This is a genomic window from Pseudomonas agarici (genome assembly GCF_900109755.1).
Lineage (GTDB): Bacteria > Pseudomonadota > Gammaproteobacteria > Pseudomonadales > Pseudomonadaceae > Aquipseudomonas > Aquipseudomonas agarici.
In genome coordinates, this window is sequence record NZ_FOAR01000001.1 from 1 (window position 1) to 25,087 (window position 25,087).

The following is a 25,087-nucleotide window of genomic DNA, read 5'->3' on the forward strand; positions in this document are numbered from 1 at the left end:
GACCTGGTGATCGAGGTCTATGGCCAGCGCCCAGTGATCGGCGCCGATATCGGTGTCAACAAGGCCGCCCTCGACACCTACTATCTCGACGGCCTGCTGTGTTACCTGCACCCCTATCTGTCGCAGGCGGAGGGCGACTTTGTCGAATTGTTCTGCGGCAATGCCGACGATCCAGTGGCCGTCACCTCCGTGACCCAGGACCAAGCGGACAAAGACGAGAAAATTCCCCTGTTCATCCCTCGTGCCCGCCTGCCCGACGGCGTGATCCAGCCGGTGTTCTTTCGCCTCACCCGCTATACCGGCGGCAACAGCGAAGAAACCCTGCACAAAAGCCTGCTGGTCGATACCATCCCGCCCGCCGGGCCCTACGATCCCATCCCCAGCACGCCCTGGCACGAAGAACTGGCCCCACCGGAACCGCCGCCATTCGTCATCGACTTCGGGGTCGACAAAGACACCGCCGAACACGGCGTGCCGATCACCATCAAACCCTACCCACTGGATGACTCCACGCCCCATAGCTGGCGAATGGCCGAGTACGACAAGATCCGCCTGTTTATCGGCGGCGTCTTGGTCACACCGGTGCACACTGTCACCTGGGACGAGGCCAACAACCGATTACCGCTGACCATCACCATCTACTACGAAACCTGGCTCAAGGTCGGCGACGGCCAGAAGGTGCTCGAATACGAGGTCATCGACCAGTGCGGCAACTACTCGGTGAAGTGGTCGCCACAGGTGGTGCTCAAGGTCAATATCGGCAATGACAGCCGACCTCGTCTGGCTTACGCCTATATCGAGGAATCAGCGGAGTTCGGTGCAGAATTCGATACCGTGGATTACGACCTCATCGGCGAGGACGACGATGCCACCCTCGTCATCACCACCATCCACCAGGGCTATCTGAACGGAGATGCCGTGCATGTCGTTCTGGAGGGACGTACTGCGCAAGGCGCCATCATCCGTGAAACCATTGACTATTCGCTCAACGACGCCGACACCCGCAGAAATATCGAACTGCCCCTGCGCAACGAGATCCTGCGCGAATTGGTCGGCGGCACGGCGGTCCTCAGCTACGAACGGATTCGTGCTGGCAGCGAGCCGCAACCCTCGGAAGTGACTCGTCTCGTCATCATCGGCAGTACCCTCAGCCGCCTGGCCCGACCCCTGCTGCTCGAAGCAGTCGGCGACTTCCTCGATCCCGCGTCTCCAGTAGCCACCGTGGAAATCAGCCCCTATCTGGGCCAGCAATCCAGTGATCGCGTCGACCTGTACCTACTCGGCACGCGAGCTAACGGCGATCTGGAGTTCTGGCACTTCTTCAAGATGGCCGGCAGCAGCAACGCTCCGGTGCTCTTCTATTTGCAGCATGACCTGGACCTGGATATTGCCGGACTCAACGGCGGCAAGCTGGAACTGCACTATCTGATAACCAATGCCGAAGGCGAGCGCGAATCCTTTCATACCCTGCTCAGTGTCGGTGAAGCCGCCGCGACCCTGCCGGCCCCGAACGTCCCCGAGGCCCCTGGTGGCGTGCTGGACCCGGAGGCCTCGATTCGTGGCGCCACGGTGGTAGTACCCAGGGCCGCTGATCTGGAGGAAGGCGATCTGCTCAGCGTGTACTGGCAAGGCAGCAAACCCGGTGGCAGCTTCATTCACCACAAATTCGAGGTCACCAGCGCCTGGCTCAACAGCGATATTCCGTTTCCGATCGAACGCGAATATGTCGATGCCAACAAAGGCGGCTCGGTCAAGGCCTTTTATATCGTCGAACGCGGGCGCGAGCCGGTGCGTTACTCTCATGTCTACCCCATCAGGGTAGGAGCCAACCTGGTCCTGGAAAAACCCGAAGTACTGGAAACCACCGAACCGGGCGGCAATCAGCTCAACCCGATCAACGCGCAGACCGCCGTCACGGTCAGGGTGCGTTACGAGGGCATGAGCAATTCGGACAATATCCAACCTTATTGGAAAGGCGTCGCCGGTATCGGCAGCCCGGCCATCGGCTCCAAACCGGGAAATGCAACCCTCGGATACGTCGACTTCACTCTGTCGGGCGCCACCGCCGTAGGGACCAATATCGGTAAAATGGTGGAAGTCAGCTATGAGGTGACCCAAGCCGGGGCGACCCAACCTTCGGATGAACTGAACCTCTGGGTGCAGGAAATCCCGCAGACCAGTCTGCCAATGCCCAAATTCTACGCAGACAATGTCGAGGTGACCGGCGATACGCTTGATGTCAGCAAGACCATAAAAATGCGCCTGCTCTCCTGGCCGTTGATTGCCGCAGGACAAAAAGTCTGGCTGCGGCTGGAGGGACTGAACGCCAACAACGCGCCGCACAATCACACCCTGTGGGAAGCCGCCACGGTTTCATCGACGTGGGTCAGCGACGGCCATGCGGAGATATCGGTACCGGCCAGCTACCTGAGTGGATTGGGCCATGGAACTTCCCTGTCGGCGACGTTCAAGGCGACGTTTGATCGCAGCAGCGTCGAGGCCAATGCGCTGACGTTCCCGGCGCACGGATTGAGGGTGGAAAACAACCCGCGCACCCTGACGGCGCCGGCCATGCGAGAGTCGGACTTACTTAATGACACTCTCAACCTGGTAAAACCCGTCACGAGCGTCACCATCGAAGTTGATTACCTGGGTATGCAACTACAGGACCAGATCACAATGGTCTGGGAAGGTACGGTTGGAGCAGGCTCCACAACACAAACCAAAACAGTCACGACACTGGGGCGCCAGACATTCTCGGTCAGCAGTACCGTCATTACGCCCAACCATAATCGAACGGTAAGGATCTACTACCGTGTGCTACCGAAGGGCGCAATCGAGGAAATGCCACCATCGCCGACGCGGAGCATTTCCATTGTTAATACCGCACTGACCGGTCGTGCCACCTATCTTGACGGCACATCCCCTCATAGCTATCGGCTGACGGCTCCCTTAACGCTCATCATTACACTCCCCGCTACCCCAGACTATACGGTGCTGCTAACCACCCATGCGAATAGCACGGATAGAGTCACCAGAATACGTGAAGCCGACTCAAAAGCGATGCATCACTATTTTATCAATCGAATCGGAAGCGAACCTGCCCCCTCATCAAATTTAAATCCGACCAACGTACCTGGAATCTGGTATCGATACACTCTAAGTGATAGGCCCGCGCAGATCGTAGGCCCAAGACTTCTTGCCGCAGGCTCTACTTTTTACAACGTCATTGGCAACATGGCAACGTTGGAGTTTGTAAAAGTAGGAACTGTGACCACAGGTACAATTTCGGCTGGAACACTCCTCGAATCTTTTATGGGGACAAACAGACTTTTGTATAACAGCTTCGTATTAACCAACAGCATTACCTTTAGTGCGCCATAGTTCTTTGTCTTATTCAGGACGGGACACAGAAAACCAAAAGAGGAAGCCAAGGCTTCCTCTTTTGGTTTACACGGATCGCTTACCAGCTATAGCGGATCCCGACATTGGCACCCCAGGGCTGGTCAATCTTCTCGCCCTTGCTGAAGTCCAGGTCTGCATGCACTTGCCATTTCTCGCTCAACGACATCGCCACACCAGTACCGATCTCCACCCGCGAACCCGACAGGTCGTTGTGGAACGTGTTGTCGTTGACCTGCACCTTGTTGTTCTTGGCGAACTCCTGCACGAACGCCGTGCGCAGGTAAGGCTGAGCCACGCGACCTTCACCCATGTCGAAGTTGCGCCCGCCCGTCACCCCAACCTTACCGAGCAACGACAAGGTGCGACCGTTTTCCGCCTTCAGGCCGTTGTCCAGCTTGTAGTCCTTGGCTCCTATCGCCATCGCCGTGACCTGTACCGCCGGCTCGACGAAGTAGTCGTTGTCCAGCTTGATGTGCTTGCCGAACTCTCCGGAAACACTGGCACCCAGATCCTTGTAGTTGCCCTTGGCCTTCTGGCCGTCGCTGAGCGCCACCGAGGCCTTGTTGTGGAAGCTGTTGAGCTTGGCCACACCGTCGAAGTAGTAACCGCTCTGCTCATCCAGCCAAGTGGTATATCCACCGATGTAGGTACTGTGCACCGTGCCATGGGTACCACGGCCCAGGCTCAAGTCGGATTTGCTGTAGCCTGCCATTACACCGGCCAGCCATTGCCCGTCACCCACCGGCAGACGCCCGTCCGCACCGAGGGAAAGGCCCTGCTGAACCTGGTCATAGGCGCCGCCCTTGCCAGCATCGACCTTGTGCTTGTTGCCATAGGTGCGCATCCAGCCACCGCTCTGGCCGCCGTTGAAGCGCAGTTCACCCATGCGCGAACGCAGGGAGGTCAGCTCGCCGTACATCACGGTCGGCGCGACATTGGCCAGGGCCAGCACCGAACGGGTGCCGGGGCTGATGACTTTGGTGGACGGGTCCAGGTGCCAGTCCTTGCCATCGTCATCGGCGATCAGGCTGTAGGAGTAGGTCCCGACGTCCACGCGGTCGCCCAACAGGCTGAAGGTCGCGCCGCCATCGGCGGTGCGCACGACATGCAAGCGGTCCTCGGACAGCGGATCGGCACCGCTGCTGCTGATCAACAGTTTGTGCTCGCCCTCGGAGGTGCCGGTAACGTTGAGGAAATCACTCTGCAGGTGGGCGAAGTCGGCGGTCATGATAAAGGTACCGTTGCCCGCCAGGTTTTCCACGTCCAGTTGATAGAACGCACCGGGGTCGCCGAACTTGACGTTACCGCCGGCCATGTTCAGGTCACCGATGCTCTGGTGGTCGGTCATCACCCAGGTGGCATCACTGTTGAGCGCCAGGGTATCGACATTGTCCAGGCGACCGGTGAGGACCGAACCGTTGTTCAAGGCCACGTGGGCGGTGCCACCGGCATCCTTGACCACATCGCCGGTCATGGAAGCGCCGTCCAGGCTCAGGTCCAGGGTGCTGGCGTTGCCGACCTGGATATTGCCGGTCAGGGCGCTGTTGCTGACGCGCATATTGGCGTTGGCACCGTTGGCCAATTCCACCATGTTGCCGTTACTGCCCACCAGGGTCGAGCCGTTGCGCACGTCAATTTCGCCAGTGATCAGGGTGTCGAGCAGAATCGCCGGTCCGGCCTGGCCGATTACATGACTGTTATCCAGGGTCAGCTCAGGCTGCGTACCGCTCGGAGAATTACTGTCACGGGTCATGAGCACACCGTTGGTGGCACCGGTGATCAGGCTGCCAACAGCCGTGGCTTCACCGCCACGCAAGATCAGGCCTTCACGGCTCTCACCGGTCACGGCGGAGTTGTTCAGCAACAAGGTACTGAATTGTGTAACGTTCGCACCGTAGGTCGCACCGGTGATCGTACTGTTGTTGACCACGGCTTCGGAGCCAGTAGTGGTCGCAGGGTTACGTACCACGTCCAGGCCACCGGCCATGGTGCTGCTGATATTAGAGTTGGAAATCGTGCCATGGCTGTTGGCCAGACTTACGGCTACCGTTGCAGCAGTAGAGCGTACCCGGCCACCGTCCATGTTCAGGGTGGAGCCTGCCATTGCCCGAATATCATTGGTCCGGCCACCGGCATGAACATTCAAGGTCGCACCGTTCCTCAGGATATAGCTGTCCGACAGAGTAGAGGAGGTGACATTAAAGGTTTTGCCATCGATTTCAGTGGCAGCGAAAGCTTGTCCGCCAAGAAAGTACAAAGGTGCGATAGCCATCAATTTGATAGCTGTAAATAATCGTGTGTGATGAAAACGTGGTGTTTTGATATTACTCATGTCATGCGGCTCTCAGAAAAGTTCCAGTTAGAACCCGGATCCCCGTATCGAATAGGTCTCCGTTTTCAAGGCCGTTCAGACTACATACCGACTTAACTTACCTATGTAGGATTTTTCTCCATTATAAGTAGTAAAAGTATTATAAAAAATAATCAAAACACACATTCTCTGCGTAACCGCTACGTTGACTTACAGGTTCAATCGGAAGATGTCGACGTGCAATATAAAAAAACATCCAGGTAGCACGCTACCCGGATGCTGAGTCAACGTATTTCAAACCCGCTAGTGGCCTCGTGTGGCACCCGGCACACAAGTCCCAGACACGGCGCCGCTGCGCACATCCCACCTGGCACGCACCTCATCGGAAGTCCCCCGATCCTCGCTCGATGGCCTGAAAAGGCTCCAGGTAATACCGACATAACCCCGACCTCCCGTCTCGGTATACATGCCGAAATAGGGCAAATTCAGCTCACGAGTAAAACCATCCTGGACGTCATTGAGCCTCACCTCATATTCAGAAGAGTCCACTTGGCTTCCGGGTACCAATGCAATGGGGTTGAAGGTATATCTGACCGCATGAACAACGACAATATCACCAGGTTCCAACGTGCTGCTGTCGAAAATTCTGATGGGAACTCCCAGCCATGGTTCATGGGCACACAGAATAGTGTCGTTGGCATTTACTTTTTCGAAAACAGGATCCTGCAATCCTTCCAAAACAAAAACACGGACACTGACAGTTTCTGACGGAGAATGTTTGTAGTTGTTTGCATTACTAATCTTGTAATAGACAGGAATCTGGCCATTGCCATACAAGTCAATAGTGCTCCACGGAATAGTCAACCTCACTTCAAAGTCGGGATCCTCGTCTCCCTGTACCGTGTAGCTATCTGTCAATACGCCCGGCGCCGTACCGTAATACAGCTCAATGGTCTCGCCCGCCAGAGAGCCTGGATAGATGGTAAAAGTCGCGTGGGCGTCGTCCCCCCGATCGCTCGGGATCAGGACGTTATCCATTTGCGAAGTGCCTTTTACCAGAGGGAGCTCAAGGATTGGGTCCTCTGGACCCGGTCCAGGGTTGACCACACCCGGCTCTGTCAAATTGACTTCCACTGAAGCTGGTGGAGCGCCGTAATCGCCATCACCACGCCTGACAATGTACGTCACGTTTGCGTCGTACTCATTACCCGGTGCCGCCACCACGTTGTAATCGGCGATGAATGACAAGGGAAATAAAGGTGCCAGTCCAAGTCGTTGATCACCGATGTATGTACCGTGCCAGTAGCAGTAGACCACATCATTTTGCAGGTAATCGGTGAAGGTCGGCACTTCCACCACCACGCCATTGCGTGCCATTTCCTTATTGATCAACGGTGCCCCTACGACAACCGGAGGCTGCAGCCCAGTAGGCGGGTTACTGAGTTGAACATTGACTGTCGTCGGAAACGAGGTCTGGGTAAAGTTGCCGGCCCGGTCCGCGATCTCATAGGTAATCGCCTTGTCACCTTCTCCACGGTTCGTGATGATCAGGGACGATACGAAGACGTTAATCGGTCCAATATCAGGGACGAGGCCATCCAGGGTCGCTGTAGGGCTTGTGCCCCAACGTATTTGCCAGGTGTCGCCGGGCCTGCTGTCTACAGGACGCGGGATAGTTAGCGTAATACCGTTGCCATGACTACTCAGGTACTCGGGCGTGAGGGTATTTCCTGGCAAATCCGCAGGCAGTTCGATCGCCCTCGGCTGATTGTTGAGATTGGGGTCCACAGTGTCTACAAAAATAGTAACAGGATCAGATTCCGCAGGGTTTTCACCGTTCAGCGTAACGATATACCTGATTTCTTTTTCTCCATGCTGCTGGAGCAAAGAAGATTGGACGGTGATTGACACAGGGTCGTCCGTGATAGGGCCTGGAAAGTCGAAAATACCAACCGGTCGAGTTCCGATGTAGGCGATGACCGTGTCCACCTCCCCAAGTTGGTCCGACGCATGCATCCACAACGGAATATCAAAATCAACCCCATTCACTTGGGCCTCAACGGGGACTACGTTAGTCTGACTGTCGCCGACGATGTCCTCCAGAGTATTGGTCGGAATCGGCGCCGCTGCGGGAGGATCGTTGTCTAACAGACCATTATTAATAGAAGTAATCTTTTGCGTTGACATGTTTGCAAGCTCCTTACAAAAGCGGACAAATCCCGGGCTGAACAAAACCATGGGCGAACGCCCAAAGGATGTCGTGATGAAAGAAAGGTACTTCCACCCAACAACGCGCCGTAGACGAATCGGGAAAGAAATCGGTCGGCTTGCGTTGAAGTCAAAACCATTAAACAAACATCCGGTTGTTGGCGAAACTGTCAGTGTTGACAGGTGCCAAAAAGCCGAAAATGTGCATCAGCCAAATGTTGTATATTTTTTTCAACCTGCTAGAAAAAACACCTTGTGTCATAACACTGGGTAGCAAACAACCACCGCCCTGCTCCAAATCACTCTAAAGAATTTGGAGGTATTCAGCAGTCTCAAGAAAGAGTTCAACCGAACGTCGGGTATGTTGAATTGAAGCTATCAGACCTATATGAAGGGGTTCATTTATTGAGTGCAACAAAAGGATCAGAAGGGCCATGGCCCTTCTGATAGACAGATCGCCACAAGCCGGACGATTCAGTCTTCGCCAAGGCACGGAGGCTGGTTGACGCGAATCAGACTGATAGGTAGCAATCTCTCCCCCGATTTGCCCACCCCACCCTGCGCCTTGATCAACCTGTAACCTACAACCGCACAGCCATTCCTCGGGCTGTCCGACCCTTCCGCAGGCTTGATCAACCCGGGAAGTTTGACGTAAGGATCGAACGGCACTACGAAAATATAACCATTGAGGGCCTCTTCCGCTGTCAATGTATGCGGGAACACCTCCACCGTTTCCGGGATGACCGGTGCGTTGTTGGTGGCACCGGCATGGCCGACCCAGGACAGTTCTATTTTATCGCCCATCGCCAACCGCACGGGGTCACCCGGTATTCTCACCCGAACCCCAAGCCAGGGCAGATGCGAACAGTTGATAAACCCCGAGCTAGGTCCCCCGTCATAAGTAACATCCGGAAACTCAGGGCGCGCCAATCCGATGATGGGGATCACATTGACGTTGATCGGTGTGTCAGGCGCGCGTTGCCGGTTCACCCCATTGAATGTCCAGTAGTAGGCCTGCACCACGGCGTTGCCGACAGGTTCGACGATAGCCCAGGGGATGAAAAACTCCACTTCATCTCCTTCTCTCTCGCCGGTCTGTACGGTGTGGGTATCCACCGGCGTAGGATGCGCGGCCCACATCAATTCGAGTTCCTGACCCGGACGGGGATCTGCATACAAGGGCACGACAGCTCGAACGGGCCTGCCGGCATCGGCGCCGGTAATGATGTTATCGCCGGTTACCCCCTTGATCGTCACCTGTTCGAGCCGATTATTGATCGGATCAGGGTTGCCCGGATTGACCGGACCAGCGACGGTCAGGTCAACCGGTACGAAGCGTGGATCGGAAGGCCTTGCGGTGCCGATACCCCGGCGCCAGGTATAACGGGCCAGAACGGTACCCGGCGTGACTTCGAAGCCTCCAGCGGACAAAATGCTCCAATCGATAGCGACCCTTTGCGGCCAGGTCAGGGAGGCGTCGAACACGATCACGGGCAGAGGAATCATATTCCAGAACGGGCTGATGACATCTCCATCCTCGAGATCGAGGACTCGGTCGATGAGCATATAAACGCCACCTGGGGAACGGGCGTCCTCCAAGTCAACCAGCCCGTCGTCTGCTTGTGGCACCCGGGGAGCGGGCAATGTTATGGGAGAAGCCGTCAGGTTGACCCGAACCAAGGCACGATCAGAGCGCAAGCCGGTATTTCCAGCCCTGTCGATCAGATGGTAGTAGGCTGTGAATTCACCGTTGCCGTTGCGACGAATATCCTCACCCTCGAAGATCAGCTCGACAGGCGCGCCGTCCTTGTGCATTTGCTCGATTTCAACGCTAGCCACCGGATCGAGATCTCGAAAGGGTAAACGCTCCCAATAGGCTTCGACCACATCCTCAAGACGTATGTCGGACCAGTGCTCCACGGTGGCGACCACGCGATCACCATTGACCGCCAGATAGGCATCGGTGACCCCATCTCTCTCCACCTCCGCCGGGAACTTCAGTTTCACCCACGGTTGCGCCTGATTGGGCCCTTCCTTATCGATATTCACACTGATCGGATGCGAAAGCTCCGTCGGGTTTCCCGATACCAGTTCGACCACATAGCGCACCTGATGTGGGCCTGAAACGCCCAGTTTGAGAGCGGGGATAAATCCGAAAAAGGGAATGATTTCGCTTCCATAAGGGGCCATCACGGTGCGCGTGTCAACCGGCTTGGCCTCATCGTCCCAATAAAACTCGACCGTTGTAATTTCTCCGGGGTCCAGCGTCCCCGATCCACCCCACAGCTCAACGACTTCTACCCGTAAGTCCTGGGATTGAGCTGAACGGGGGATCACGTAGGCGCTCTCGTCCGCTAGCAGCGGCAGTGCATCGGGGACATGAGGTTCCTTGAGCGCCTTCGGGGTTTCTTCGTTTCGAGAGGGAAACCCAGTGGCTGCTGACTTGGCTTCAGGCATGTCTGTTCTCCTTGCGAGGTTGACCAACGAAGCGGCCGCTGACCACCGGGTTGGGGCATGACCAACCGACAAGGCCGTGGAGAACATTTAATGCGCAAAGCCCTGGAGCGGATACTGTCAGAAATGACAGGTCGCGGGGCCTTACGTCTGAAAAGCGAAGCCGCCAGATGCCGTTGATCGGGGATTGCCTGGCAGTTTTTTGGCTTGATGTGCTGCATTACGACAAAAAAGCCCCTGTCACTAGGGCTCCATTCGCTGCGATTTGAGGAAAAAAGGCATTACCATTGGCGTGAATGACTTGCATATCGCCACGCACGCCAGAAGCGCCGGGCTGGTGGTGGCAGTGGTGACGAACAATGCAAACTAATTCCCGCGCGGCAATGGCTTGATTGTCGAAAACCGGGTCACAAGTTAACCGGAGCGGCGGGACAGGCCGAACTTCCCACTCCTTCTCGGTTGTTTATCGCAGATCGTGGCTACGCTCGGCGCTACTGTCATTTCTGACATGATCAACCGACAAGGCCGTGGCAAACATCTAATGCGTAAAGCCCTGGGGCGGATACTGTTAAGAATGATGGGTCAGTGCTTACCTCTGAAATACAGGCCTGCGGATCTACGGTTTGTCTGCGAAGGTTTTTGGCGTTTTTGAGGTTCTCATCGCTGGCAACCCCCTTGTACACAAGGATCGAGGCAGTTGTCAGAGCGGCGGCAACGCCCACTCGATCGGCGCCAGGCCATTCTGCTCGAGGAACTTGTTGGTCCGGCTGAAATGCCCGCAACCGATAAACCCACGATACGCCGACAGCGGCGAGGGATGCACCGACTTGAGCACCAGATGCTTGGTGGCGTCGATCAGCTTCTGCTTGCCCTGGGCATGGGCACCCCATAGCAGGAATACCAGTTTGTCCTGGCGCTCGCTGACCACTTCGATGATGCGATCGGTGAAGAATTGCCAGCCCCGGTTAGCATGCGAGGCGGCATTGCCGCGTTCCACGGTCATGGTGGTGTTGAGCAGCAGCACGCCCTGCTCGGCCCAGCTTTGCAGGTAGCCGTGGTTGGCGATATCGATGTTCAGGTCGCGTTGCAATTCCTTGTAGATATTGACCAGCGACGGCGGCGCCGGCACCCCGGGTTGCACCGAGAAGCACAGGCCATGAGCCTGACCGGGACCGTGATACGGGTCCTGGCCGAGGATCACCACTTTCACCTGGTCCAGCGGGGTGGCGTTCAGCGCATTGAAGATCAGCGGCCCCGGCGGATAGATCTGCTTGCCGGCAGCATGTTCCAGGCGCAGGAACTCACGCAACTCGGCCATGTAGGGCTTGTCGAACTCATCACGCAAGGCGCGTTTCCAGCTCGGTTCGAGTTTGATGCGGTCGTCGTCGGTCATGAGGTCCTGTCCTGAGTGAGCCATGGGGCGGACACTAGGAAAGCCGATCACGCTTGTCAATTGATCCGACGCATTACCGGCAGTTTCCCACACAAGGATCATACTGAGCATTCAACCCGCAGTTTGAGGTCGCAATGAATCTGCACTTCGAAGAACTCATCGGCACCGATGGCGCGCGGATCGGCGTCGCCAGCCTGAATGCCCCACACACGCTCAACGCCCTCTCGCTGCCGATGATCGCGGCCCTTGATGAACGGCTCGATGCCTGGGCCAAGGATCTACAGATCGCCGGCGTGCTGTTGCGCGGCAACGGCGCCAAGGCCTTTTGCGCCGGTGGTGAGGTCCGTAGCCTGGCGCAGGAATGCCGCGCCCGACCGGGCGAGGTGCCAGCGCTGGCGGCGGCGTTTTTTGCTGCGGAATACCGCCTTGACTATCGCCTGCACACCTATCCTAAGCCGCTGATCTGTTGGGGTCATGGCTATGTGCTCGGTGGTGGCCTGGGCTTGTTACAAGGTGCCAGTATCCGCATCGTGACACCCAGCAGCCAACTGGCGATGCCGGAAATCGGCATCGGCCTGTACCCGGATGTCGGCGGCAGTTGGTTCCTCTCTCGCCTTCCGGGCAAGTTGGGGTTGTTCCTCGGCCTGACCGGGGCGCGAATGAATGCACGCGATGCAGTGGACCTCGGGTTGGCCGACCGCCTGCTGCGCGACGATCAGCAAGAAGACTTGATCAATGGCCTGCTCCGGCTCAACTGGCAGGAACAGACGGCCAGGCAGCTCAACAGCCTGCTCAAGGCGCTGGAACATCAGGCTCGCGAGCAGAGCCCGGCGGCACAGTGGCTGCCACGCCGGGAGCGGATCGATGCGCTGCTGGATGTCAGCGATGTGGCCTGTGCCTGGCGAACGCTGGTCCAGCACAGCGAGGATGCCGACGAACTCATGGCCATGGCGGCGAAAAACCTGAAGGGCGGCTGCCCGTTGACGGCTCACCTGGTGTGGGAACAGATCGCTCGGGCACGGCACCTGTCATTGGCTCAGGTGTTCCAGATGGAATACACCCTGAGCCTGAACTGCTGCCGCCACCCGGAATTCAGTGAGGGCGTGCGGGCCCGCTTGATCGACAAGGATCAACGACCGCGTTGGCATTGGCCGGATGTGACGGCGGTGCCACGGACGGTGGTCGAGGCACATTTCCACAAGGTCTGGGAGGGGCGGCATCCGTTGGCGGACCTGTCGGATTACTGAAGGATGGTCGAGGTGATGGAGTGAAGTTGTATGCTGAAGTTCTGCCTCGCCACAATACTAGTGCCCACGGCCCGCGCCGTGTCCGTATCTGCCGTTGCCACCATGATCGCCCCCGCCGTATCGGTAAGGCTGGCCCCAGCCATGGTTCGGATAGCCGTTCGAATAGCCCCGTGGCGCCGGTGTGTAATAACGCGGTGCGGCGTAATAGCGAGGCCGCGGCGAGTAATAGCGCGGTTGTGGCGCGTAGTAGTAGTCTCGACGGTAGTAGGAACCGCCGCCGTAGTAAACCGGGGCGGGCACTGTGTAGACCTCGGAACGGTAGTAGTTCGCACCGCCATCGTAATAAGGCACACACGCGCAAAGAGTCAAAGCCAAGCTTGCCGTGAGCAGAAGTCGAGGGTACATGGCGGCCTCCTGGACCGCGAAGAAGCTACACCAGCGACGCTGGTAAGCATGCGTCGACAAACCCATCCACGCACGTCATTTAAGACTTTGAAATCGGCATGAAGTGCCGTTTAAGCAATATTTTGAAACATGCTTTTTAAGAGAGAGCAGGGTTGACGGATCGCTCCCAGGCTGGCGCGTGGGAACGATCAGGGCCGGGACTCAGGGCCGTGCATTGAGTTGCTGTTGCAGGTTCTGGATCTGGCTTTGCAGGGTGTTGATATTGCGCGTGACCTGACCACGGAAGGCGTCGAACTCCGCGGTGCTGGCGCTCTGACCGCCCGCGCTCCGGCGGCTGTCCTGTTCGCTCTTGAGCACGATCATATCCTGCTCCAGACGCTCCAGGGCGACGCTCGGGTTGCCCTGTTTCTTCAACGCGGCAATATCGGCGGCATGGCCCTTGAGCTCGGCATCGAGCTTGCCGGCATCCGCCTGAGCGGCCTTCAGCGTCGCCAGGTCGCTCGTCAGGCTCTTGACCTGGGCCTGCAACTGGCCATTGGCACTCTGCAGCTCACTGGTTTGCGCGCTCATCTGTTGCAGGCGCTGCTCCAGTCCGGTCTGCTGACCGGCGACACCTTGCTGTTGCTTGCCCTGTTCCAGCAACTTGCCTTCCAGTTGTTTGACCTGCAGCTTCAACGCTTCGCTGTCGCTATTGACGTTGGATTCAGTGGCCACCACCTTGCCGGAAATTGCCTGCAGGCGCCCCGCCGCGTCCTCGCTGATCCGCGCAAAACTCTCCTGGGTGGCAACCAGCTGCTGCTCCATCAGCGAGATCTGCTGGAAGCTCCACCAGGCCAGCCCGGCAAAGGCGAAGAACAGCGCCCCCACCAGCGCCCACAACGGACCGGTGCCCGGTCCCTTGATCTTGGCCACCGGGGCGCTGCGCGAAGCGACTCTCGTGCGCTCACGGGCAGCCGGCGTCACCGGAAAATCATCCTCATCGCCCACGTCGGCGCGCAGGCTCGGTACATCGTCGAAATCGTCGTTGGCATCGTTACGCATGAAAGAACCTTTGCGGACCACATTGATGGCGAAATATACCGAGTATAAACCCGTTACCCACCGCGCTGATCGACTCTGAACCCGGCGCAGGGTTCAACCCTGGTCACTGAATGTTTCACCGGGTCGCCGGTTCCTGGGCCTGCCACCAATGGCAGAACTCATCCAGCGCCGCCCACAGGCTGACCTTGGGCTCATACCCTAGATAATGCCGTGCGCGACTGATGTCCAAGGTGAAATCTTTGTTCATGACCTGCATCCCGAGTCGTGACAGGGTCGGCTCCGGGCGCCCGGGCCACAACCCGCAAACAGCCTCGTTCAACGCCGCGACGCTGTAGGCCAAGCCAAAGGAGCGGTAACGCATGACTTGCGGCACCTGCATCTGCCGCATCACGTAGTTCACCACGTCCCAAAACGGCACCGGCGCGCCGTTGCTGATGTTATAGACCTTGCCCAGGGCCGAGCCCCCTACTTGCAGGCAACTCAGCAATGCTTCGTTGAGGTTCTGCACACTGGTGAAATCGACCCTGTTCAAGCCATTGCCGACAATCGCCAGGCGCCCCTTGCGCTGTATCCTCAGCAGGCGCGGGAAGACGCTCATGTCGCCAGCCCCGGTGACCAGACGCGGACGCAGGGCAAGAACCTCCAAGCCGAACTCCTGAGCGCCGAAGACCTTCTGCTCGGCGAGAAACTTGGTGGCGGCGTAGGGGTGACTGAAGCGCTTGGGCACCTGTTCCTCGGTCAACTCCAAGTGCGAGCGACCATCGAAGTAGACCGAGGGCGAGGACAAGTGGACCAGGCGCCGCACCCGCTCCTTAAGGCAGGCTTCGACGACGTTTTCGGTAACCAGCACATTGCCCCGGTGAAAGTCCTGGTAGCGGCCCCACAGGCCGACGGCACCGGCGCAATGCACCACGGCTTCGACATCGCGGCACAGATTGCGCACAAGCTGCGGGTCCGTCAGGTCGCCCTGGACAAACTCGGCACCACGGCGTACCAGATGCTCGACGCTTTCGGCCCGACGGCCATTGACCCGCACGTCATAGCCCTGCTCCAGGGCGCAACGCGCAAAGCGCCCGCCAATAAAGCCGCTCGCGCCGGTGACCAAAATTTTCATGTCGTGCTCCAAATACCTTGATTCGTCTTGCCTGTTACTTAAACGCTGCCCGTCACGCCAGAGGCACCAGCCATTGCGCCGCCGAGCGCGCCAGATGCTCGGTCAACCGCGCCAGCAATTGACCGCCGTTGCGCCAATGATGCCAGTACAACGGCACGTCGACCGGCTTATCTGGAATCAACTCCACCAATTGGCGCCGCGCCGACTGCTCGCGCACCTGCAATTCGGGAACCAGGCCCCAGCCCAGCCCGGCTTCGTTCAGCCGCAGAAAACCTTCGGCGGAGGGACACAGATGGTGCTCGAAACCACCCTCCACGCCCAACGCGGCGAGGTAGCGATGTTGCAGCAGGTCGTCCGGACCGAACACCAGTGCCGGTGACTGCGCCAGCGAACGGGCATCGACTCCGTCAGGGAAATGCCGGGCGATAAATGCCGGCGTCGCCAGTGCCCGATAGCGCATGGCCCCGAGCAGCAGGCTGCGAGCGCCAGCAATCGGGCGCTCGCTGGCACAGACGCAAGCCGCTACTTCACCGGCACGCATGCGCTTGAGGCCGACGGTCTGGTCCTCAACTACCAGATCCAACAACACATGATGGCGAACACAGAAATCGCTCACCGCCTGGGCCCACCAGGTCGCCAGGCTGTCGGCATTCAGGGCAATGCGCAGGCGATCCGGCAGCCCTTCTTCGTCCAACGCCGGGACCTGGCCTTGCAGGTCGCGTTCGAGCAAGCGCACCTGTTGCACATGGTTGAGCAGGCGCCGGCCGATCTCGGTCGGCGTCGGCGGCGTGGCCCGCACCAAAACCGGCTGGCCAACCCGCGCCTCCAGCAACTTGATCCGCTGGGATATCGCCGACTGGGACAAGCCCAGCACCTGCGCCGCCCGCTCGAAACCGGCCTGTTCGACCACGGCGGCGAGGGCCGAGAGCAATTTATAGTCGAACATCAGTTTTCCTAATGAGCGATCACTAATATTGATTTCTCTTATACAGGATCCCTCTGGAGAATGCCCACCGGTACTCTTTGAATGAAGGACAGTGACATGGCTGGCGAAACCTCCCTGGCAATCCTGTTGCGCAGCATGAGCCCCCACCTCAATGATGGCGACTATGTGTTCTGCAGCATCGCCGATGCCGCCTTGCTCAAGGGCCGCGAAGCCATCGGCAGCTTTCGCGAGCGTGAGGGCCTGACGGTGATTCTCCAGCGTGAAGACGCAGCGGCGCTGGGCCTGCCCTTCGACTACCTCGCGGCCTGGATCACTCTGAACGTGCATTCGGCCCTGGAAGCCGTCGGCCTCACCGCCACCTTCGCTGGCGCATTAAGCCAGGCCGGTATCAGTTGCAACGTGATCGCCGGTTACTACCACGACCATCTGTTCGTCGCCCGCGACGACGCCGAACGCGCCATGTCCGTATTGCGGGACCTGGCCCACCAGAGCGAGCGGCAAATCCGTCAACAATCAGGAGCGTAAGCTTCATGTGGCAAAGTTATGTCAATGGCCTACTGGTTGCCGCCGGACTGATCATGGCCATCGGTACGCAGAACGCTTTTGTCCTGGCCCAGAGCCTGCGCCGTGAACACCACGTGCCGGTCGCGGCCTTGTGCGTGGTCTGCGACGCGATCCTGGTGGCGGCGGGCGTCTTCGGCCTCGCCACGATGCTGGCACACAACCCGACGTTGCTGGCGATTGCTCGCTGGGGCGGTGTCGCCTTCCTGCTCTGGTACGCCAGCCTGGCCCTGCGCCGCGCCTGCTCGCGGCAAAGCCTGCACCAGGGGCAGGCCCAGACGGTGCGCTCACTGCGTGCCGTGCTGCTCAGCGCCCTGGCGGTGACCTTGCTCAATCCCCACGTCTACCTCGACACCGTGCTGCTGATCGGTTCCCTCGGCGCTCAGCAGACCGAGCCTGGCGCCTACGTGGTCGGTGCCGCCAGTGCTTCGCTGCTGTGGTTTTTCACCCTGGCCCTGGGTGCGGCCAAGCTGGCGCCATGGCTGGCACGCCCGGCAACCTGGCGGGTTCTCGATCTGCTGGTGGCGGTCATGATGTTCAGTGTGGCGGTACAACTGATCGGTGCCGCGTGATATTCCAAAAAGCTCTGGAACCTCTATTCCACACAGTTGTTGCGTGGTTATGCCGCAACCCCGGTGCTATGATCGCGAACCTGCGCCGTAAAGAGTACAGACTCCCCGGCGCATAGTTCGGCCGCCCGTGATCGGCCTTGCGCTCACCGCAACTGACCTGATTAGGAGAATAACCATGGCTTTCGAATTGCCACCGCTGCCCTATGCACACGATGCCCTGCAGCCGCACATCTCCAAGGAAACCCTGGAGTTCCACCACGACAAGCACCACAACACCTATGTCGTGAACCTGAACAACCTGGTGCCAGGCACTGAGTTCGAAGGCAAGACCCTGGAAGAAATCGTCAAGTCTTCCTCGGGTGGCATCTTCAACAACGCCGCTCAAGTCTGGAACCACACGTTCTACTGGAACTGCCTGGCGCCAAACGCTGGCGGCCAACCTACTGGCGCATTGGCCGAAGCGATCAACGCTGCGTTCGGCTCGTTCGACAAGTTCAAGGAAGAGTTCACCAAGACTTCCGTCGGCACCTTCGGTTCCGGTTGGGGCTGGCTGGTGAAGAAGGCTGATGGCTCCCTGGCCCTGGCCAGCACCATTGGCGCCGGCAACCCGCTGACCAGCGGCGACACTCCGCTGCTGACCTGCGACGTCTGGGAACATGCCTACTACATCGACTACCGCAACGTGCGTCCAAAGTATGTCGAAGCGTTCTGGAACCTGGTGAACTGGAAATTCGTCGCCGAGCAGTTCGAAGGCAAAACCTTCACCGCTTGAGACTCAATCGTTTGAGAAAAAACCCGGCCAGGCCGGGTTTTTTATGTCCGCACCGTGCCCCCCATGACCGATAGTCCCTTGCTCCCACTTCGTCCGGGGCTACGCTGAATAATCCGCTAAATTGAATGGCAGATCCTCAAGTTATGCAGCCTCCCTACGACACAGTACCTATGGTCTGAAAAGGTTCGACAGGCACATTTTACCCAGGCTCAGGCACGGATCGTCCCCGGTCGCATTGCCTCTTTGACTGCCGGGGCTGGATTGCCAATACTCATAGCGACTTGATGCTACCCGCATGGAACAAGGAATAACCCTTTGAAGCTGGAACTCAAGAACAGCTTGTCGGTGAAGTTGCTCCGGGTGGTGCTGGTGTCGGCACTGATTGTCGGCGTGGTACTGAGCTGTGCGCAGATCGTCTTCGACGCCTACAAGACCCGCCAGGCGGTTGCCGCCGACGCCCAGCGAATTCTCGATATGTTCCGCGACCCCTCGACCCAGGCCGTCTACAGCCTCGACCGGGAGATGGGCATGCAGGTGATCGAAGGTCTGTTCCAGGACAAGTCCGTGCGCATGGCCTCCATCGGCCACCCCAACGAACCCATGCTTGCCGAAAAGCTCCGCGACCTGCAGACCTCCTCCAGCCGCTGGCTCACCGACCTGATCCTCGGCCAGGAACGCACTTTTACCACGCAACTGGTCGGGCGCGGCCCTTACAGCGAGTATTACGGCGACCTGAGCATCACCCTCGACACCGCGACCTACGGCCAGGGCTTTATCGTCAGTTCAGTGATCATCTTCATTTCCGGCGTGCTGCGGGCCTTGCTCATGGGACTGGTGTTGTACCTGGTCTATCATTGGCTACTCACCAAGCCACTGTCGCGGATCATCGAGCACCTGACTAATATCAACCCGGATCGTCCGGCCGCGCATCAGTTGCCCTTACTCAAGGGCCATGAACAGAACGAGTTGGGGATCTGGATCAACACTGCCAACCAGTTGCTGGCCTCGATCGAGCGCAATACCCATTTGCGCCATGAGGCGGAAAACAGCCTGCTGCGCATGGCTCAATACGACTTTCTGACGGGCCTGCCGAACCGCCAGCAGTTGCAACAGCAACTGGACAAGATCCTGTCCGATTGCCTGCGCCCGCAACGCCGGGTCGCGGTGCTGGTGGTCGGCCTCGACGACTTCAAGGGTATCAACGAACAGTTCAGCTACCAGACCGGCGATCAATTGTTGCTGGCCCTCGCCGATCGCCTGCGTACCCACAGCGGCCGCCTCGGCGCCCTGGCGCGCTTGGGGGGCGATCAGTTCGCCCTGATCCAGGCAGATATCGAACAGCCCTATGAGGCCGCCGAATTGGCGCAAAGCATCCTCGATGACCTGGAAGCACCGTTCGCCCTCGATCATCAGGAAATCCGCTTGCGCGCCACCATCGGCATCACCCTGTTCCCGGAAGATGGCGCCAGCACCGAAAAGCTGCTGCAGAAAGCCGAACAGACCATGACCCTGGCCAAGACCCGCTCACGCAACCGTTACCAGTTCTATATCGCCAGCGTCGACAGCGAAATACGCCGCCGCCGCGAGCTGGAAAAGGACCTGCGCGACGCCCTTAACCGCAACCAGTTCCACCTGCTCTACCAGCCGCAAATCAGCTACCGCGATCATCGCGTGGTGGGTGTCGAAGCCTTGATCCGCTGGCAACATCCGGAGCATGGCCTGGTGCCACCCGATCAGTTCATTCCGTTGGCCGAGCAAAACGGCACCATCATCGCCATCGGCGAATGGGTGCTGGACCAGGCCTGCAGGCAATTGCGCGAGTGGCACGACCAAGGCTTCATTGACCTGCGCATGGCGGTCAACCTGTCCACCGTGCAACTGCACCACGCCGAGCTGCCGCGAGTGGTCAACAATCTACTGCAAATGTACCGCTTGCCGCTGCACAGCCTGGAGCTGGAAGTCACCGAGACCGGCCTGATGGAAGACATCAGCACGGCTGCCCAGCATCTGCTGAGCCTGCGCCGCTCCGGCGCGCTGATCGCCATCGACGACTTCGGCACCGGATACTCGTCCCTGAGCTATCTCAAGAGCCTGCCGCTGGACAAGATCAAGATCGACAAAAGCTTTGTCCAGGATCTGCTGGACGATGACGACGACGCCACCATCGTGCGAGCGATCATCCAACTGGGTAAAAGCCTGGGCATGCAGGTCATCGCCGAAGGCGTGGAAACCGTCGAGCAGGAGGCCTATATCATTGCCGAGGGCTGCCATGAAGGCCAGGGCTATCACTACAGCAAGCCGCTGCCGGCCCGCGAACTGGGCGCTTACCTCAAGCAAGCTCAGCGCACTAATGCGGCAATCCTGTGAGACGACAAATAGCCCCGCAGAGTGCGGTGGAACATTTTAAATAATTAATACCAAATATTTTAATAACTAAATCTTTACTCAAATGCAACTCTTTCGCATTATGTGCCGGTTCTGCGTGCCCCCGCGCTCCCGCCCAACCTCTCGAAGCAGGATATCCGTCATGATTCGTATGCCTCTGGCCACCGCCAGTCTGTTGGCCATCGCCATCGCTCTCGCCGGTTGTGGCGACAAGGACAAAGAAAAAAACGCGACCGTCTCACCAACACCCGCTGCCACAGTCATCGCCACGCCAGCCAGCGACAGTGCCGGCAAAGTTGACGAAGCAGCCGGCAAGGCCGTGGTCGCGCATTACGCCGAGATGGTGTTCGCCGTCTACAGCGATGCCCAATCCACCGCGAAAACCTTGCAGAGCGCTGTCGACGCCTTCCTCGCCAAGCCAGACGCCGATACCCTGAAGGCCGCCAAGGCAGCCTGGGTCGCTGCTCGCGTACCGTACCTGCAGAGCGAAGTGTTCCGCTTCGGTAACACCATCATCGACGACTGGGAGGGCCAGGTGAACTCCTGGCCCCTGGACGAAGGTCTGATCGACTACGTCGATGCTTCCTATGAGCACGCACTGGGTAATCCGGGAGCTAGCGCCAATATCATCGCCAACAAACAAATCCAGATCGGCGAAGACAAGGTCGATGTGACCGAGATCACTCCGGAAAAACTCGCGAGTCTGAACGAACTGGGCGGCTCCGAGGCCAACGTGGCGACCGGCTACCACGCCATCGAATTCCTGCTCTGGGGTCAGGACCTGAACGGTGCCGGCCCAGGCGCCGGCAACCGTCCGGCTTCGGACTACTTGCAAGGGCCCGGTGCCACGGGCGGCCATAACGATCGCCGCCGCGCCTACCTCAAGGCCGTGACCCAGTTGCTGGTCGACGATCTGGAAGAGATGGTCGGCAACTGGCAGCCGAACGTAGCCGACAACTACCGCGCCAGTTTGGAAGCGGAGCCTGCGCAAAGCGGTCTGCGCAAGATGCTGTTTGGCATGGGTAGCCTGTCCCTCGGTGAACTAGCGGGCGAACGGATGAAGGTCTCCCTGGAAGCCAACTCGCCGGAAGACGAGCAGGATTGCTTCAGTGACAACACTCACAACTCACACTTCTACGATGCCAAAGGCATTCGTAACGTCTACCTGGGCGAATACACTCGTCTGGACGGCACCAAGCTGACCGGCCCGAGCCTGTCGTCGCTGGTAGCGAAGGTGGATCCGGCTGCCGACAGCGCGCTCAAGGGCGACCTGGAAGCGACCGAGGCGAAGATCCAGATCATGGTCGACCACGCCAACCAAGGTGAGCATTACGATCAATTGATCGCTGCCGGCAACGACGCGGGCAACAAGATCGTGCGTGATGCCATCGCCGCGCTGGTCAAACAGACGGGTTCGATCGAACAGGCCGCCGGCAAGTTGGGCATCAGCGACCTGAACCCGGATAACGCCGATCACGAGTTCTGATCGACGCCCTGCCCGTGTGGGCGAGGGATGCTTGCTCCACAGGACCGCGAAGCGGTCCTGAAACCGCTGATCTGGGCTTGCCAGATCAAACGAGATAGTCGGTTTTGCGGCTGCTTCGCAGCCGAGCGCGGGCAAGTCCACTCGCCACAAGAGGTTCAGCACAGGCAACGGCAGAGCTTTTGCCGCAGATCAAGCAAACGTCGATTGCGCTGATTCCATACACCCCGGCCTGATAAACTTCGCGCCCTGTCTTGAAGCCTGTTCTGGATGCCGATGCCCTCGCTGCCCCTTCGCCTGTCGTCGCTACTCCTGGCCCTGGGCCTGAGCGCCTGTGATGACGCGCTACGCTTTACCAAGCCCGAACCCGGCGAGGAACGCTCCGCTGGCACCACCACCGTGCGCGCTACCGATCGCAATGCCTTTTCCCTGCCAGCAGCCAACCTGTCGCCCACCCGCCGCCTGGAATTCAGTGTCGGCAACAGTTTCTTTCGTAGCCCGTGGGTGATCGCTCCCTCGACCACCACCGCACGCGACGGCTTGGGCCCGTTGTTCAACACCAACGCCTGCCAAAATTGCCATATCCGGGACGGACGCGGGCACCCTCCAGGGCCTGATGCCGACAACGCCGTGTCGATGCTGATACGCCTGTCGATCCCCAACGCGCCTGCCTACGCACGCCTTATCGAGCAACAGGGCGTGGTCCCCGAACCGGTCTATGGCAGCCAGTTGCAGGATATGGCGATTCCGGGCGTTGCCCCGGAGGGCAAGGTACGGGTCGAATACGATACCGTACCGGTACATTTCCAGGATGGTACTGAAATCGAACTGCGCAAACCGCGACTGCTGATCAGCCAATTAGGCTACGGTCCGATGCACCCGGACACACGTTTTTCCGCTCGTATCGCCCCGCCGATGATCGGCCTCGGCTTGTTAGAAGCCATTCCCGAGGAAGCCATTCTCGCCAATGCGAAAGAGCAGCAACGCAATGGTATCGCCGGCCGGCCTAACCGGGTCTGGGACGATGCCCTGCAAAAGACCGTACTTGGCCGTTTTGGCTGGAAAGCCGGGCAGCCGAACCTCAATCAACAAAATGTTCACGCACTTTCTGGTGATATGGGCCTCACCACAACCCTGAGACCTGCCGATGACTGCACCTTGATCCAGACCGCCTGTCGCAATGCCCCCAATGGCAACGGCGCCAACGGCGAACCGGAAGTCAGCGATAACATTCTGCGCCTGATGCTGTTCTACACCCGCCACTTAGCGGTCCCGGCACGACGGGATGTCGACGCGCCGCAGGTACTGGCCGGCAAGAGCCTGTTCCATCAGGCCGGCTGCCAGAATTGCCACACGCCACGGTTCACCACGTCGACCACGGCTGCCGAGCCTGAGCTGGCGGGCCAGGTGATCCGTCCCTACAGCGATCTGCTGCTGCATGACATGGGTCCAGGGCTGGCGGACCAGCGCAGCGAATTCCAGGCCGGCGGCAGCGATTGGCGTACCCCGCCGCTATGGGGGATCGGTCTGACCGGGACCGTCAGCGGTCACACCCAGTTTCTACACGATGGCCGTGCGCGTAATCTGCTCGAAGCCATACTCTGGCACGGCGGCGAAGCCTTGCCGGCACAGCAACAGGTGCTGTCGTTCAACGCCAAGCAGCGTGCCGCGCTACTGGCCTTCCTGAATTCCTTATAAGACTTCTCTAAAAAGAGGACACGGACATGTTCCGCCCCAAACTGTTGTTCACCAGCCTTGCCGCCCTTGCCCTCGGCGCCTGTTCGCCACAGGATCCACAGGCCCTGACCTCGGCCGCCATCGCCAAGCAGGTGATCCTGCCGACCTACAGCCGCTGGGTCGAGGCCGACCGCCAGTTGGCAATCAGCGCCCTGGCCTTCTGCCAAGACCAGGAGAGCCTGAGCACCGCCCGTGCCGATTTCCTCCATGCGCAGAAAGCCTGGGCCGAGCTGCAACCCTTGCTGATCGGCCCGCTGGCCGAGGGTAACCGTTCCTGGCAAGTGCAGTTCTGGCCTGACAAGAAAAACCTGGTGGGACGCCAGGTCGAGCAACTGGTCAGCACCCAGCCGCAGGTGGATGCTGCTACCCTGGCCAAATCCAGCGTGGTGGTCCAGGGCTTGTCGGCCTATGAATACATCCTGTTCGACAGCAAGATCGACATGGCCGACAGCACACAGAAAGCCCGCTACTGCCCACTGTTGACCGCCATTGGCGAACGCCAGAAAACCCTCGCCGAGGAAATCCTGTCGAGATGGAACAGCAACGACGGCATGCTCGCGCAGATGAGCAAGTTTCCGAACCAGCGCTATGCCGATTCCCGCGAAGCCATCGCCGATTTGCTGCGCGTGCAGGTGACCGCGCTGGATACCCTGAAGAAGAAGCTCGGCACACCGATGGGTCGCCAGACCAAAGGTATCCCACAGCCGTTCCAGGCCGACGCCTGGCGCAGCCAGTCTTCGCTACAGGGCCTGGAGGCCAGCCTGGCCGCCGCCCGCACTGTCTGGGTCGGGGTCGACAACAAAGGTCTGCGCGGCCTGCTGACCGCCGAGCAGAAGCCGCTCGCCGAGAAGATCGACGCTGCTTATGCCGCCTCTCTGAAACTGTTCGCCAGCAACCAGCGCTCGCTGACCGACATGCTCGACGACGATAGCGGTCGCCAGCAGCTCAATGATCTGTATGACAGCCTCAACGTTGTCCATCGCCTGCACGAAGGCGAGTTGGCCAAGGCGCTGGGCATCCAATTGGGCTTCAATGCCAACGACGGTGATTGAT

At 59.0% G+C, this 25,087-nt stretch carries 17 protein-coding genes; 9 read left to right on the plus strand and 8 right to left on the minus strand.

The window, feature by feature from the left end; genetic code table 11:
• Positions 1 to 33: 33 nt before the first annotated feature.
• Positions 34 to 3,384 carry a hypothetical protein gene (locus BMX68_RS00005; protein WP_143063212.1) on the plus strand — a complete coding sequence of 1,117 codons (3,351 nt, stop codon included), beginning with the start codon at positions 34 to 36 and terminating at the stop codon, positions 3,382 to 3,384.
• Positions 3,385 to 3,463: 79 nt separating this feature from the next.
• Here the strand turns inward: BMX68_RS00005 and BMX68_RS00010 are convergent, their stop codons facing one another.
• From BMX68_RS00010 to ung, 4 genes are all read right to left on the minus strand, one after another.
• On the minus strand, positions 3,464 to 5,677 hold the full coding sequence (locus tag BMX68_RS00010) for an autotransporter outer membrane beta-barrel domain-containing protein (protein WP_017130903.1): 2,214 nt from the start codon (positions 5,675 to 5,677) through the stop codon (positions 3,464 to 3,466).
• Between the two features lie 342 nt (positions 5,678 to 6,019).
• Positions 6,020 to 7,903, minus strand: a complete 1,884-nt coding sequence (locus tag BMX68_RS00015; RefSeq protein ID WP_017130902.1) for a hypothetical protein — start codon at positions 7,901 to 7,903, stop codon at positions 6,020 to 6,022.
• Between the two features lie 495 nt (positions 7,904 to 8,398).
• Positions 8,399 to 10,381 (minus strand): hypothetical protein, encoded by a 1,983-nt coding sequence (locus BMX68_RS00020; protein ID WP_017130901.1) that lies wholly within the window; start codon positions 10,379 to 10,381, stop codon positions 8,399 to 8,401.
• 697 nt (positions 10,382 to 11,078) lie between these two features.
• Complete coding sequence (gene ung, locus BMX68_RS00025; protein WP_017130900.1) at positions 11,079 to 11,771, minus strand: uracil-DNA glycosylase; 693 nt, start codon at positions 11,769 to 11,771, stop codon at positions 11,079 to 11,081.
• 134 nt (positions 11,772 to 11,905) lie between these two features.
• Here ung and dspII point away from each other — a divergent pair, with 134 nt between their 5' ends.
• Entirely contained in the window at positions 11,906 to 13,018 is a 1,113-nt protein-coding gene (gene dspII / locus BMX68_RS00030) for an enoyl-CoA hydratase/isomerase DspII (protein ID WP_017130899.1), read from the plus strand.
• A 57-nt stretch (positions 13,019 to 13,075) separates the two neighbouring features.
• Here dspII and BMX68_RS00035 read toward each other — a convergent pair whose 3' ends face one another.
• From BMX68_RS00035 to BMX68_RS00050, 4 genes are all read right to left on the minus strand, one after another.
• Entirely contained in the window at positions 13,076 to 13,423 is a 348-nt protein-coding gene (locus BMX68_RS00035; RefSeq protein ID WP_074861757.1) for a hypothetical protein, read from the minus strand.
• 201 nt (positions 13,424 to 13,624) lie between these two features.
• Entirely contained in the window at positions 13,625 to 14,464 is an 840-nt protein-coding gene (locus BMX68_RS00040; protein ID WP_017130897.1) for an ATPase, read from the minus strand.
• Positions 14,465 to 14,579: 115 nt separating this feature from the next.
• Positions 14,580 to 15,578, minus strand: coding sequence for an NAD-dependent epimerase/dehydratase family protein (locus tag BMX68_RS00045; RefSeq protein WP_060782229.1), 999 nt, complete (start codon positions 15,576 to 15,578; stop codon positions 14,580 to 14,582).
• A 52-nt stretch (positions 15,579 to 15,630) separates the two neighbouring features.
• On the minus strand, positions 15,631 to 16,524 hold the full coding sequence (locus BMX68_RS00050; protein WP_017130895.1) for a LysR family transcriptional regulator ArgP: 894 nt from the start codon (positions 16,522 to 16,524) through the stop codon (positions 15,631 to 15,633).
• Between the two features lie 96 nt (positions 16,525 to 16,620).
• On the opposite strand from BMX68_RS00050, the gene BMX68_RS00055 reads away from it, so the two are divergent.
• The 7 genes from BMX68_RS00055 to BMX68_RS00085 all read left to right on the plus strand — a co-directional run bounded on the left by BMX68_RS00055 (position 16,621) and on the right by BMX68_RS00085 (position 25,086).
• Positions 16,621 to 17,049 carry an ACT domain-containing protein gene (locus tag BMX68_RS00055; protein WP_026013058.1) on the plus strand — a complete coding sequence of 143 codons (429 nt, stop codon included), beginning with the start codon at positions 16,621 to 16,623 and terminating at the stop codon, positions 17,047 to 17,049.
• 5 nt (positions 17,050 to 17,054) lie between these two features.
• Positions 17,055 to 17,657: a LysE/ArgO family amino acid transporter gene (locus BMX68_RS00060; RefSeq protein ID WP_017130893.1), complete on the plus strand. Its 603-nt coding sequence runs from the start codon at positions 17,055 to 17,057 to the stop codon at positions 17,655 to 17,657.
• Positions 17,658 to 17,832: 175 nt separating this feature from the next.
• Entirely contained in the window at positions 17,833 to 18,429 is a 597-nt protein-coding gene (locus BMX68_RS00065) for a superoxide dismutase (protein WP_017125974.1), read from the plus strand.
• Positions 18,430 to 18,744: 315 nt separating this feature from the next.
• Positions 18,745 to 20,796, plus strand: a complete 2,052-nt coding sequence (locus BMX68_RS00070; protein WP_017130892.1) for a putative bifunctional diguanylate cyclase/phosphodiesterase — start codon at positions 18,745 to 18,747, stop codon at positions 20,794 to 20,796.
• 160 nt (positions 20,797 to 20,956) lie between these two features.
• Positions 20,957 to 22,300, plus strand: coding sequence for an imelysin family protein (locus BMX68_RS00075; RefSeq protein ID WP_017130891.1), 1,344 nt, complete (start codon positions 20,957 to 20,959; stop codon positions 22,298 to 22,300).
• A gap of 273 nt (positions 22,301 to 22,573) precedes the next feature.
• Positions 22,574 to 23,995 (plus strand): di-heme oxidoreductase family protein, encoded by a 1,422-nt coding sequence (locus BMX68_RS00080; RefSeq protein WP_026013057.1) that lies wholly within the window; start codon positions 22,574 to 22,576, stop codon positions 23,993 to 23,995.
• A 26-nt stretch (positions 23,996 to 24,021) separates the two neighbouring features.
• Entirely contained in the window at positions 24,022 to 25,086 is a 1,065-nt protein-coding gene (locus tag BMX68_RS00085) for an imelysin family protein (protein WP_017130889.1), read from the plus strand.
• Position 25,087 lies beyond the last annotated feature (1 nt).